Source organism: Bacillus shivajii (assembly GCF_020519665.1).
Lineage (GTDB): Bacteria > Bacillota > Bacilli > Bacillales > Salisediminibacteriaceae > Bacillus_CA > Bacillus_CA shivajii.
In genome coordinates this window covers 218,722-231,607 of the sequence record NZ_CP084703.1, presented here as the reverse complement: position 1 = coordinate 231,607, position 12,886 = coordinate 218,722, and the positions used below count along the sequence as shown (strand labels likewise).

13 protein-coding genes are annotated in these 12,886 nt (G+C 39.1%); 5 read left to right on the top strand and 8 right to left on the bottom strand.

The window, feature by feature from the left end:
• Positions 1–1,332: a TrkH family potassium uptake protein gene (locus tag LGQ02_RS01220; protein ID WP_226516445.1), complete on the top strand. Its 1,332-nt coding sequence runs from the start codon at positions 1–3 to the stop codon at positions 1,330–1,332.
• Positions 1,333–1,789: 457 nt separating this feature from the next.
• Here the strand turns inward: LGQ02_RS01220 and LGQ02_RS01215 are convergent, their stop codons facing one another.
• Positions 1,790–2,542 carry a class I SAM-dependent methyltransferase gene (locus LGQ02_RS01215; RefSeq protein ID WP_226516444.1) on the bottom strand — a complete coding sequence of 251 codons (753 nt, stop codon included), beginning with the start codon at positions 2,540–2,542 and terminating at the stop codon, positions 1,790–1,792.
• Positions 2,543–2,758: 216 nt separating this feature from the next.
• Positions 2,759–3,883: a S8 family peptidase gene (locus LGQ02_RS01210; protein WP_226516443.1), complete on the bottom strand. Its 1,125-nt coding sequence runs from the start codon at positions 3,881–3,883 to the stop codon at positions 2,759–2,761.
• Positions 3,884–4,268: 385 nt separating this feature from the next.
• On the opposite strand from LGQ02_RS01210, the gene LGQ02_RS01205 reads away from it, so the two are divergent.
• Positions 4,269–5,516: a helix-turn-helix domain-containing protein gene (locus tag LGQ02_RS01205; RefSeq protein WP_226516442.1), complete on the top strand. Its 1,248-nt coding sequence runs from the start codon at positions 4,269–4,271 to the stop codon at positions 5,514–5,516.
• 16 nt (positions 5,517–5,532) lie between these two features.
• A complete protein-coding gene (locus LGQ02_RS21220; RefSeq protein WP_264183997.1) occupies positions 5,533–5,658 on the top strand; it encodes a hypothetical protein in 126 nt (41 codons plus the stop codon).
• 460 nt (positions 5,659–6,118) lie between these two features.
• Here LGQ02_RS21220 and LGQ02_RS01200 read toward each other — a convergent pair whose 3' ends face one another.
• On the bottom strand, positions 6,119–7,318 hold the full coding sequence (locus LGQ02_RS01200) for a M20 metallopeptidase family protein (RefSeq protein ID WP_226516441.1): 1,200 nt from the start codon (positions 7,316–7,318) through the stop codon (positions 6,119–6,121).
• A gap of 175 nt (positions 7,319–7,493) precedes the next feature.
• Entirely contained in the window at positions 7,494–8,822 is a 1,329-nt protein-coding gene (gene ltrA / locus LGQ02_RS01195; protein WP_226514859.1) for a group II intron reverse transcriptase/maturase, read from the bottom strand.
• A gap of 683 nt (positions 8,823–9,505) precedes the next feature.
• Between ltrA and LGQ02_RS01190 the strand changes: the two genes are divergently transcribed.
• Both LGQ02_RS01190 and LGQ02_RS01185 read left to right on the top strand, forming a co-directional pair.
• The gene (locus tag LGQ02_RS01190; RefSeq protein ID WP_226516440.1) at positions 9,506–9,907 is read left to right on the top strand and encodes a VOC family protein; all 402 of its coding nucleotides are present in this window, start codon (positions 9,506–9,508) and stop codon (positions 9,905–9,907) included.
• Between the two features lie 409 nt (positions 9,908–10,316).
• The gene (locus tag LGQ02_RS01185) at positions 10,317–10,661 is read left to right on the top strand and encodes a YckD family protein (protein WP_226516439.1); all 345 of its coding nucleotides are present in this window, start codon (positions 10,317–10,319) and stop codon (positions 10,659–10,661) included.
• A 138-nt stretch (positions 10,662–10,799) separates the two neighbouring features.
• Here the strand turns inward: LGQ02_RS01185 and LGQ02_RS01180 are convergent, their stop codons facing one another.
• The 4 genes from LGQ02_RS01180 to LGQ02_RS01165 all read right to left on the bottom strand — a co-directional run bounded on the left by LGQ02_RS01180 (position 10,800) and on the right by LGQ02_RS01165 (position 12,850).
• Positions 10,800–11,444: an SDR family oxidoreductase gene (locus LGQ02_RS01180; RefSeq protein WP_226516438.1), complete on the bottom strand. Its 645-nt coding sequence runs from the start codon at positions 11,442–11,444 to the stop codon at positions 10,800–10,802.
• Positions 11,441–11,605: a hypothetical protein gene (locus LGQ02_RS01175; protein WP_226516437.1), complete on the bottom strand. Its 165-nt coding sequence runs from the start codon at positions 11,603–11,605 to the stop codon at positions 11,441–11,443. The genes LGQ02_RS01180 and LGQ02_RS01175 overlap by 4 nt, the downstream gene beginning before the upstream one ends.
• A 236-nt stretch (positions 11,606–11,841) precedes the next feature.
• Positions 11,842–12,513, bottom strand: coding sequence for an aminoglycoside phosphotransferase family protein (locus tag LGQ02_RS01170; protein WP_226516436.1), 672 nt, complete (start codon positions 12,511–12,513; stop codon positions 11,842–11,844).
• A gap of 31 nt (positions 12,514–12,544) precedes the next feature.
• Positions 12,545–12,850 (bottom strand): hypothetical protein, encoded by a 306-nt coding sequence (locus LGQ02_RS01165; RefSeq protein ID WP_226516435.1) that lies wholly within the window; start codon positions 12,848–12,850, stop codon positions 12,545–12,547.
• Positions 12,851–12,886: the final 36 nt, after the last annotated feature.

The following is a 12,886-nucleotide window of genomic DNA, read 5'->3' as shown; positions in this document are numbered from 1 at the left end:
ATGAAATTACACAATCCACTAAAAAGATGGAGCTTTTCTCCCCCACAACTTTTAGCTATAGGGTTTGGAGTCGTCATCATTTTTGGTACGTTCATGTTAATGCTTCCGTTGAGCACGACAGAAAGCATCTCTTGGATCGATGCACTTTTTACAGCCGCTTCTGCAACAACGGTTACAGGGCTAGTTGTATTAGATACTGGTTCAAACTTTACAACATTTGGCCAAGTCATCCTTATGATACTTATTAAAGTTGGTGGATTAGGATTAATGACCTTTGCCGTCATTACAATTATAGTACTAGGGAAAAGAATTGGCTTAAAAGAGCGAATCCTGATCCAACAAGCACTCAATCAACATTCCATTGGGGGAGTAGTTCGGTTAGTAAAAATATTATTTATTTTCTCAATCGTAATGGAACTCATTGCTACAATATTGCTTTCTATTCGGTGGGTACCTGAATACGGATGGGGATTCGGAGTTTTTACAAGTCTCTTTCATGCTATTTCAGCCTTCAACAACGCAGGATTTAGTTTATGGTCCGACAGTTTATCAGGATATGTTGGCGATCCAATTGTAAACTTGATAATTACTATTTTATTTATTATTGGAGGGATTGGATTTACTGTTTTGTATGATGTCATGACAACAAAAAGATTTCGTCATTATGCATTACACACAAAAATCATGCTAGTTGGTACGGTTATTATTAATGTTGTAGCAATCATCGTCATTTTTCTTTTAGAATATACAAATCCTCTTACTCTAGGAGAACTTACAACTTATGAAAAAATATGGGCTTCTTACTTTCAAGCAGTAACACCGAGAACAGCGGGATTTAATACGATTGAAATTGGTGATATGAACCCTGGATCTATTGTTTTTATCCTCCTTCTTATGTTTATTGGTGCAGGTAGCGCCTCTACTGCAAGTGGTATTAAACTGACAACATTTATTATCATTACCTTAGCTGTTTTTACCTACTTAAAAGGAAAACGAGAGTCACACATTTTTGAACGCCGAATAAATGAAGATATTATTATTCGAGCGCTAGCTATCGTTGTCACAAGTCTAGCAATCATTTTCCTATCCATTTTCATTCTAAATATTACCGAACAAGCCCCATTTATCATAATTGTTTTTGAAGCATTTTCTGCGTTTGGTACCGTTGGTTTATCAATGGGTTTAACTGACGAGCTATCCCTTTTAGGTAAACAAATGATTATCGTCTTAATGTTCATCGGTCGTATTGGTCCCCTAACATTGGCTTTTGCTCTAGCAAAATCTTCTAAGCCAAACATCTCTTATCCAAAAGGAGATGTGTTCACAGGTTAAAAAGTATGGTAGATAAGGAAAAAGCCGCTTGAATAAAAGTGGCTTTCCTTATAATTTCATTCGGTCACATAATAGTCGTCTTGGCGTGTTTATTCCTTCTTGCGTGCGTTGACTCTGGCCCACGTGCGATTATTTCTTCTCACGTGTGATCAGTTCTGACCCACGTGCGATTATTTCTTCTCACGTGTGATCAGTTCTGGCTCGCGTGCGATTATTTCTTCTCACGTGTGATCAGTTCTGGCTCGCGTGCGATTATTTCCTCTCAAGTGTGATCAGTTCTGGCTCGCGTGCGATTATTTCTTCTCACGTGTGATCATTCCGGCTTGCGTGCGATTATTTCTTCTCACGTGTGATCAGTTCCCGCCCACGTGCGATCTCTACATTGATTCACCCACCGACTAACGCCATTATTTTCCAGGTGACAGGCACATGGAAAATAATGGCGTTTTTCTGAGGGCTACTTCTTTGCTTCAAATGTGATGATTTCGCTGTCTTTTGTCGGTTCCTTTCCATATTCATAATCGGCCGACACTGTAATGTCTTTAAAGCCGACTTTTTCTAAGACAAGTTTGAATTCTTCGGCGCCATACCAACGTAACGGGAACTCCTCGAGTTCAGTTTCAATTAGCTTATTATTATGCCACTTTTCGTATTTGTGGTGGTAGATCGTTGTTTGGTTGATGAAATTGACGTCGACAAGTTTTGATTCTAATGTGATGAGGTCACCGTCTTGATTTTTCCAAGAACGCGTACCTACTTTCCCCATTTCAAACTCTGTTGGGATGAATAGATCGATGATCAATCGTCCGCCATCTTCAAGATGATTATAAAAACAATCGAGGGCTTCCATCGATTTTTTCCGGTCAGTTAATAATAAGAACGATCCCGTTGGCAAGATGACCGCTTCATATTTTTCCGGAAGAGCAAGTGCTGACATATCTGCTTCATATAGTTTTGGCTCAAGCCCGCGCTTTTCACAATGGTTGCGGCAAATTTGAAGCATTTCGGGTGAGTAATCCATGCCATCTACTTCAAATCCGTCTTCTAAAAGTGGTATAAGAATCCTCCCAGTTCCTGCTGCTGGCTCTAAAATCCTTCCTTTGCAATCTTTTAATCTCTCATTATAATACTCAACATCACCGAATGAATGTCCGATTGGCTTATCTAAGTCATACACTTCGGTAGATAGTTGGCTGTAAAAACTGAACATGTTATGCACCTCATTTTTTCCAATAATAAATGGCCAGTATCAAGTGGGTGGTATTCTAAGGCCGTTACCTATGTAACAAATAGTATCCAGGCCTTTTCACCATTCCTGCCATAACAACATACATTCGATACATATTCTTTTTATCCTCTATATTTTTCCAGAAAAAAAAAAAAAAAAACACCCGAGCATAACACTCAGGTGTTGATAGAAAACTAGTTATTGAATTGCCGCTTTCGCTTGAACAAGTCCATGACCATATTGGTGCGAAGCACCTAAGTCAACTGCTGTTTCTTGTAGAAGTTCACGCAGTTCAACATTTGATAAACCTGGGTTCGCTTCCCAAACAAGTGCAGCTACACCAGCAACGTGTGGTGATGCCATAGACGTTCCGTTATAAGAATCATAACCATCTCCAGGAACCGTACTTAGAACACTTACTCCAGGAGCTGATAATTCAACAGCCGGACCAGTACTTGAGAACGTAGCGCGGTTGTTATTTTCATCTACTGCAGCAACCGCAATGACAGATTCATAGTTGGCAGGATATCCGACCGTGTCGTTATTACCGCCACGGTTTCCACTGTTCCCTGCAGCAGCGACAACTAATACGCCCTCTTCATATGCTAGATTACTAAACTCTTCTAAAATCGATGATGATTGAGAGCCACCTAAACTCATGTTAATAATATCCATGTCGTTTTGGATGGACCATTCAATTCCTTCAGCGATACCAGCATAAGAGCCACTACCGTCATTGTTAAGAACTTTAACAGCATAAAGGTTCGTTGAATGGGCAACACCTAGAACGCCTAGGTCATTATCAATCGCACCAACTGTTCCGGCAACATGTGTACCATGACCGTTTCCATCATAAAACGGGTCGCTATTGTCTGCATCATCAAATACAGAATATCCGCCTTTCACATTTGCAGCGAGATCCTCATGAGTATTATCAATTCCCGTATCTAGTATTGCGACATTCAGTCCACTACCTGTATAGCCCATATCATGCACGTCTGTTCCTTGAACATGTGGAACACCCCAAGGTACCGTTTGCCCTAAAGCTTCTGCTACAGCGTTCTCCTCGACATGCTCAATTTGCGGGTGGTTCGCTAACCCTTGAGCCTGACCAGCAGTAAGTTCAAGGTGAAAAGCTGGCAATAAGTCAAATGCGTGGAGAATATCCTCATCCTCTACACCAAAAGCTTGTAAAACTCCTTTTTCAGCAGGGCCATTAAACATTACTAAATAATCATCTGTTTGTTCATCCGCACTCATCGCTGGTACATATAAACCGATCACTAACGTTACGGCCATGAACATCGCAAAAACTTTTTTCATTAAGAAACCTCCATTTTTTTAATTTTCATCTTTGGCCAAAGATTTTTCCTATTGTTATGTAAAACAACAGGCTTTCGAAAGGTTCCGCTGCGGTTAATCAGAATTATCAATTATTTTTATGAAGAAGTCTATACTTTACGTCATTTATAAAGGTTCACGACAAAAATCGACAAAACTTCCTTTGAATCATAGTCCTTCCTTTACGTTTTACCCCTTACTATCAAGGTTATTGGTATTTACTGTATGTGTCTTGTTAAAAAATAGTAAAAACATAGTCATTTCGTTCCAATGTTTAGAATATTCATTATATTGTTTGTTTTTATAGTCCATTAATCTTAGAATGGTTAACATACCGAAGTTCTCTTCTTAGGGAGGATGATGAATTGTGATTGGTAATCGACTGAAAACATTAAGAATACAAAGGAACCTTACCCAAGAAGAATTGTCAGAAGGCATAATTTCTTCGTCCTACATATCTCAAATCGAAAACGACAAGAAAGTGATACCGAGATATATTGCGGAGGATCTTGCAAACAAGTTAAATGTACCTGTTGATTACCTATTAGGAAAAGATTTAGAGAAAAATGTCTCTTCGATTAAGCAGCAACTTGTCAATGCATTTCGTTTCATCGACGAAAAAAATTACGCAGCATTCATACAACAAGTAAACGAGTTAAAACAAAGTCACAAAGAATCTATAAGTCATCCCGATGTAAGGACTTACCTTCAGGTCGCTAATATTTTTATAGAGTTTAAAAAGAAAAATTATCAAGCAGTGAAAACAATGACGACCGACTTAGTCAAAGACGCCCCTCACTTTGATCCGTATCCTCACATGATTATTAATCGGATACAAGGCGGTCTCGCATATTTTCATCATGAATATGAGGAAAGTATCGCTCATTACAAAAAAGCAACCGACATCGCGGCAGTTAATGAGTTTAAAGATCAAATAGGCCGACTTTATCAATTCATGGGAACGTGTCATGCAATCATTGATAACTTTTACAAAGCAATCCAAGCCTTCTACTCAGCACTTCATTGGTTTCAGGAAGTAGCCGATTTAAAGGGGCAAGTATGCACGTATATTAATTTAGGAAATGCTTTAGCAGATATTCAAGAGGAAGAAGAAGCTGTTCGCCATTATAAAAAAGCACAATCCTTAATCGCATATTTGAATGATGCATATTTAGAATCAACGATTGAATATAATATGGCGTTTTCAGAATTTAATTTGAATAACATATCGAAAGCCTTATCTCATTTAAATCGTGCAATTGATATAAAGAAAAAACTCAACGACGATTGTGGATTAGTTAGGTGTCAGCTATTGAAGTGTGAAATCAATTTGGCTGATCAAGACTTAAAAGAAATGCGCAGAACATTATTTAACATGCTATATCGCATGGATCATATTAATGATCCGCAGATCCTCGCACGGTATTACCGTACTTTTGGCGATTACTTTTATACACACGGCAAAATGCATGAATACGAAAACTACTATAAAAAATCGATTAAGTACTATGAAGAAATCAATCTTTCAAAAGAAATTTCAAAGCTCTATTTTTCTTTAGCAGAAAACACCGGCAACGAACAGTACTATAAATATTCTGCTCAACATGTTAATTAATGAAGGGGGTGATACAATGAAGAAATTCTTTTTTGCTGTTGCTGCTGCACTCTTTTTAACTTCTCTCCCAGTCAACTTTGAAGTTGACGTCAGTAGTGACCGTGAATGGGTAGAGCCAGATTCTGTTGGCGACTACCAGTAACCTCTTGAAAGGAAGGGGGGACAGCGTACCAGGGACTTGTCGAATCTTCTTTATAAGAATTAAAGAATGATACAAGTTTTTATGTATAGAAACTAGATTACCCGACAATAATATAAACATAAGTATATCCCCCCTTTCTCATAGACCGGTGCCGTATGCCAAGCACCGGGCTTTTTTTGGTCTAAAGTGGTTATAGAGTGCCAGGCACCTGGTAAAAAATATCCTTCTACAATTCAAGAAATATATGAATTATATGTATAAAAGCTAGATTTTACGTCAATGATATAGACATAAGTATAATCCCCCCTTTCTTATAGCTCCGTGCTAGTTGCCAAGCACGGAGCGTTTTTTGTGTGCAAAGTGCCAGGCACTTGTCGATTTCCCAGGTAACATGTCGAATTCTCATAAGTAATAGACCATCAAAAAAGACTCTATTTGATAGAGTCTGATGAATGGAATATTACTTTTTTTCAGGTTTTACTTTCCCGTCTGACAAGTAATTTAGTACGGAGCTGATGAATACTTTGCTGATATCTTTCATCGAACGTTCATCGACGTTGAACTTCGGGTGATGATGCGGATAGACAGCATTGATGTCTCGGTTTTCACCACCTACGATAAAGTACACTCCTGGTACGTGTTGTTGATAAAGTGAATAATCTTCACTTCCCATTAAAGGTTCTGCTTCCACCACTTTACCTTCATCAAAAATGAGTGTTGCCATCTCTTTCACACGATCTGTTTCTTTCGAGTCATTATAAATTGATGGACAATCACCGAAAAATTCAATGTTCGCTTTTGCTCCTGTTCCTTCACACGTAGATGTTGCCACTCTTCGTAACGCGATCTCAATATTTCTCCGAACTTCGTCATTATATGTACGCACCGTTCCTTTAATCATCGCTTTATCAGGGATAACGTTGTTCGCCTCACCACTATGGAATGACCCCACGGTCACTACTGCCGCTTCTAACGGATTAACGTTTCGGCTAACAATTTGCTGTAAATTCACAACGAGTTGACTAGCTGTCACTAATGGATCAACTGTCATATGCGGCATCGACCCATGCCCGCCTTTTCCCATGACTTCAATTTTGAAGTCATCTTGAGCAGAAGAGAAATACCCTTCACGAACGGCAAATTGTCCAAATGGTATATGACTCATAACATGAGCACCATAAATGACATCGACACCATCTAAACAGCCATCTTCAATCATCACTTTTGCTCCACCTGGTGTTGCCTCTTCTGCATGTTGGTGAATAAAAACGACTGTACCTGAAAGTTCCTCACGTACCTCGCTGAGAACTTTTGCAACCCCTAACAAAGCCGATGTATGAATATCGTGCCCACAAGCGTGCATCACACCAGGAACACGTGAACGGTAGTCTACTTTTTTTTCATCTTGAATTGGTAATGCATCAAAATCGGCACGAAGCGCCACCGTTTTACCGGGCTTCCCACCTTTGAGAGTACCGACAACACCACGTCCACCAACACCGGTTTTAACTTCAATACCTAGATTTCTCAAATATTCAGCAATTTTCTTCGGCGTTTCGACTTCTTCATTAGAAATTTCAGGATACATATGCATATCTCTACGAAAATCTACAAGTTCTGAATAAATTTCTTCTAATCTATCAAAAAGGGAATGAATCAATTTTTCTTCCTCCTTAACGTTACACCGATAAACAAAACTTGGCTTATCGCCAAGTCCTTATGGCGAAAGCCTTAGTTACCGTTATATTCTGTCGAGTAGGAAGAGGGTTCACACCCTCACCCCCTCTCAGAACCGTGCGTGCGGAATTACCGCACACGGCTCCTCCCTATACCCTTTACTGAATATAGCTGATATGTGACCTCAGATTATAAATATCTACTTTCTTTCTTGGTGACGGTAATGGAAATTTATTCATGAAAAGGTTAAACTTATCCCATGTAAAAGATTTCCTTTGACTCCTTCTATTCATCCATTTGAATAGAAGGAGTCTTATATGATAGACAAATTCCTCCACGGTAGGAAGGTTATCAGTGATACAGTAGTAGTTGTAGTAACCCTTTAGTGAACGTTGGAGTCTATCCATAATCGCTTGAATTTTAAGATTGCGTTTTGACTTTAACCACTCTTTTGTTTCTTTTAGTTTTGTTCTCATTTTCTTCTTGTCGGTTTTCCTTTTAACGCGAAACTTTCCTTGTTTACTTTCACTACAATAGTGCGTAAAACCTAAGAATTTAAATGTTGGTGGTTTGTGATTCCCTGTTCTTTGCTCATTTTCCTTGGCAAACCTTCCAAATGGAATAACTTTTGTTTTGTCTTCAGCGATTTCTAGGTTAAACTTCTTCAATCGTTCTTTTAACGCACGGTAAAACTGTTGTGCATCTTTGTGATATTGAAAACAACATACAAAATCATCTGCGTACCTCACTATGTAAGCTTGTCCTTTGCATCTTTTCTTTACATGCTTTTCAAACCATAGGTCTAACACATAGTGTAGATAAACATTTGCAAGAATCGGAGAAGCTAGGCCGCCTTGCGGCGTTCCAAATTCATCTTTGTACCACTTCATATCCTTTACATACCCTGCTTTAAGAAATCTATTGATTAACCTTAATACGTTAGGATCATTGATCCGATGTTTTAGAAATTCCACCATCCATTTGTGATCCACATTGTCAAAGAACCCTTTAATGTCTACATCAACGATATAGTTCGTGTACCTTCTTTCAATATACATATTAAGTACCTTTAGCGCATCATGACAGTTTCGGTTTGGCCTGAAGCCAAATGAGCAATCTAGAAAGTCTTGTTCATAGATTGAATTTAAGATTTTGGCTAAACCTTTTTGAATGATCTTGTCTTCATACTCTGGGATACCTAGGGGACGCTTCTTCTTAGAACCTGATTTATCAATATAAACCCGTTTAACTGGTTGTGGTTTGTAGCTTTGTTTCTTCATTCGATTGATAAGATATTGAAGGTTCCCTTCCAGGTTTTCACTGTATTCTTGTTTCGTTGTCCCTAATATACCTGGTGCTTTATTTCCGTTGAGTTGATGATGACACTCTTTTAGGGAATCTTTATTCAGTAAGTGGATCAGTGAAGTAAATTTTAGTTCTGGGTTTGTTTTCGCTACTTCAGCTATTCGCATCAGTTTTGTTTCCATGAGATATGCCCTCCTACCTCTGTGTGTAGTTCATGTGTCCCTGATTCGATCGATACAAGGTGGATGCCTTTCCTCCGTCAGCGTTACCCGACTTCATTGGTACTACGCATCCATCCGACTTCCTGAATGACATTTGGCTTCCTCACTTTGTATCGCTTGTCTACCATACTTCTTTTCCAGAAGATCATTCAGGACCTCCCGAGTTGCCATACCCTACCAATGTCCAGCGTGCCGAGGTCACAGACTCCGGGGAAACCTATATAAACTTACCATAGTGTTTATACAGGTATTGCTTTCTGGAATTATAAGACCATCAGCTTTCCCATTTATAAGTTTTCGAAGCTCAATCCCTTCAACCACTTGGCTTACGGCCCACTGTCTTACTGTCTACGCTTAAAGGTTATAGTTGCCTACAACCCTCCAAGACTCGTTACGGGTGAGTGGTTAGCTCTTGCCCGGTGGGGTTCCCACCCACTATAAGATATAACCTATGCTCGGACGCTCTATAAATTCTGAAAGATGTATGAAATGTTTCTCCTACTTACGAATTGTATCATAATTAACGGTGACGACCTTCTTCAAGGACACAGTTAACATCCCCTTATAAAAATACATTTTTTAGGAGGGATTTTATATTTTTTCGCTAATATATAGGTTATTGTAAAAAAAGGAGCTGAATATATATGCCACATTTCATTCCACACATTGCAACAATTGAAATTCCTGTTTCAAACCTCGATAGATCCATAGATTTCTATGTCGATGTTCTCGGCGTTGAGGTGATTTTCAAAGGAGAGACGAACGCAATGCTAAGTTTCAAAAAACAAGGTATTCCGACGATCTTTTTAGTTGAAACGAAAAAAGTCGAAAGTTTATCTTTTGAAAACACGTACACTGGCGTCACACATGGTGTGATAGATTTTTACACACCGGACCTCAAAAAACTTCATGTTTCACTAGCCGAAAATGATATCGAAGTCGGTCCTTTAAATGTTCACCCTGAAAATGGCATGGGTGGCTTCGGGTTTAAAGATCCAGATGGCAATCTTTTAAGTGCAACAAATGTGCTTCATGAGGGGCAGTAAAAGCCGAGCGCCGTATAATGGTTACGGTGCTCGTTTTTTTATGAAGGATGATATTCGAAAGGTCCTTCAAAGGCAAAATCGATAAATGTTTTCAATCATACCTCTCCCCTTCAATCACTCGTTCAATAGTGCTTCTTATATATATATTTGAAATCATATGATTTGTTACACATCGCAAAAGCTACGGATTCACGTAGCGATAAAGGACTTCCATTAAAATTTTCTTTTCTTAGGGGATTTTATCGTTTCTTCGGTAATAATGTCGACTCAGCCGTGTGTCGAACTTCACCGTAAAAGCTTGACTTTCCGGATCTTAGGATCGTTCTAAACAAAAAAATTGATTTTTATAGGATAAATTTGGAGAATCTACACACGCTACTATGAGAATATCGAAAAGGAGCAGATAGTTATGCACAAATTTTTATTAGGAATGATGGCGGCGTTTATTTTGTCTTTAGGTTCCCTTGGATTTATGCCATCTGAGACAAATGCTGAAAATATGGATGAAGTAAACGATGTAAAGTTAACAGAGGAGCAAATCGCTGAAATATCTGCATTACACCGCGAATCGCTAGAAAAAAATAAGGAAATCATCAACAAATACGTTGAGTACGGTGTATTTTCAGCTGAAAAAGGTCAAAAAATCATTACTCATTTTGAAAAACATTATGACAAACTCGAGAAGAACGGTTTCATCCCAAAATGGGATAAAAACCGTGGTAAACACGGTGACAAAGGCGAAAGAGATGATTAAAAAACGTTAAGCCAGCGCCCTAAAGGTGCTGGCTTTTTACCCCTTAACAACTTATAATCCCCTCCCAGGTACCTAGAACCTGGTTATAGGAAACCCACTAGGTTTTAGGCTCACGTGAAGATTGATTCCACTTGTTCTTTATATCTTTTTCACTGCTTCTTCTATGTCATCTTCACCTGAAATAAGATCGAACGATCGATTTTGAGTATGCTCATCGTTTAGAGAGGCGACGATTGTTTTTGCGACATCTTCACGTGGGATGGACCCTCGTTGTAAGTTTTCAGCAGCGGTAACTTTTCCTTTACCTGGCTCATTTAACAGTCCTCCCGGTCGGATGACTGTGTATTTGAGTCTACTATCTTCAACGATTCGATCAGCATAGTGTTTTGCAACATAGTAATGTCTAATCTTCTCATTCCAGTTATCCCTGTTGTGTGCTTGGTGTGCACTAACCATTACATATCTGTCGACGCCTGCTTTTTCCGCAGCTTCTACCGTTTTGACCGCACCATCGAGGTCGATCAATAGCGTTTTATCTGCTCCAGTTTGACCACCCGATCCTGCAGTAAAGACGACCGCGTCAAAACCTTTCATTGCCTGTGCGAGATCACCAACAGCCCCTTCTAAATCAGCGACTACTGCTTCAACACCTGACTGTTCGAACGACTGCTTTTGCTCTTGTTTTCTTACCATCGCTTTCACTGTATGCTCATTGCTTTCCTGTAACATGCGTACAAGGTGCCTACCAATTTGTCCGTTTGCACCTATAACAAATACCTTCATTCTTTCAGCCTCCTTGCATAGTTTCGTTCTACCCTAAACTTAGTTTTTGAAGTTGGAAGCTCATGTTGCTTCGCTGATGCAAAATACCTGCACATCGTTGCCTTCTTGATTTTTATTGTTTCATGAAGCGGATCCACGATCAAATCATCTGTTTCAGTCACGTGCCACTTGCTCCTCATACCACTTCGGCACTGTTCGTCGGAACTCGTCATGATCGGCAATAACTTCTAGCGAATATTTTTTAAGCAGCTCATATTGTCCATTGCTCTGCTTCACCCCCCAAACGAGTGCGGAGACAACATGCATCGCGCTATATAATGCATACAAATTCCAAAATGAATCATCAACGCCACGACCACCGTGATAACCGTCAATAATCGCTTTTGTAAACGGAATACTAACTTGTTTTGAGAAAAAAACCTAGTTTTTGCAAGTCATGAATTGGATCTCCCCAGTCCATTCTTTGAAAATCAATGATACCAGCAAACTTTTTATTATGTATGATCAAGTTTGATGGGTGAAAGTCATCATGTTGAAACGTGTTCGGTCTGCGTTTCATGATATCTTCATTTTCGAAAATGTATGTTTGAAGCATCCGCTTTATTTTTTCATCCATAGGTACGTTCTTGAGCTCGTTTAAATACCGGTCACTTTTCTTCTTTTTCACGGACCACCATGACGGATAACCGGCAGGAGCTTGCACTTTATGAAGCTTCTGCAACTCTTCGCCAGATTGAAAACCCGCCTCATACTGCTCTTCCCTTGTTAACTGAGACATCGCGGCTTCAGCATCGGTGCCTGGAAGATAAGTAAGGATCATATAGGCAACGTTCCTCTCTTCTAACACACCAAATTCAAGAGCTGTCGGCACATAGGTCGAATAATCTCCCACCTTTTTAATCGTATCGAACTCATTTTTTCTCCGCTCAAGATCGTCAGTTGAAAAAATTCGTAATAAATGCTGATCATCGATTACATATTTTTCATCATAGGAAAAACCTTTCATAAGCCCAACAACCCGACTAGCATCTTTTAAAAAACGAATGTTTTCGACAAAGTATTGGTCCATATACTGCCCCCTTTTTCAACATTAAGTCGATTTACATATCTGGATATAGCCAAGGTATTGCTGGTGGAATGCCCGCTTCAGGTAAAAGGTACATAAAGACAAACATGAAACATATGAAAAAGCCAAACATCACGACAAAAAACGAAAGAATTGGTTTTACGCGCTTCATTAACGCGTACACTCCGCAAACAATACTCGCAATTCCTAGAAATAACTCGAAAAGTGCGATTGGATATACGGAATAATGTTCGATAATGTAAATTCTCGCGAAATTTAAAAAGGTCATTAATAACATAAAAATAAATTGAAACGTAATTCCAACATATAAAACTTTCAATTTCCTCTCCCCATACTCGAAAATCCCCTTTTAGAT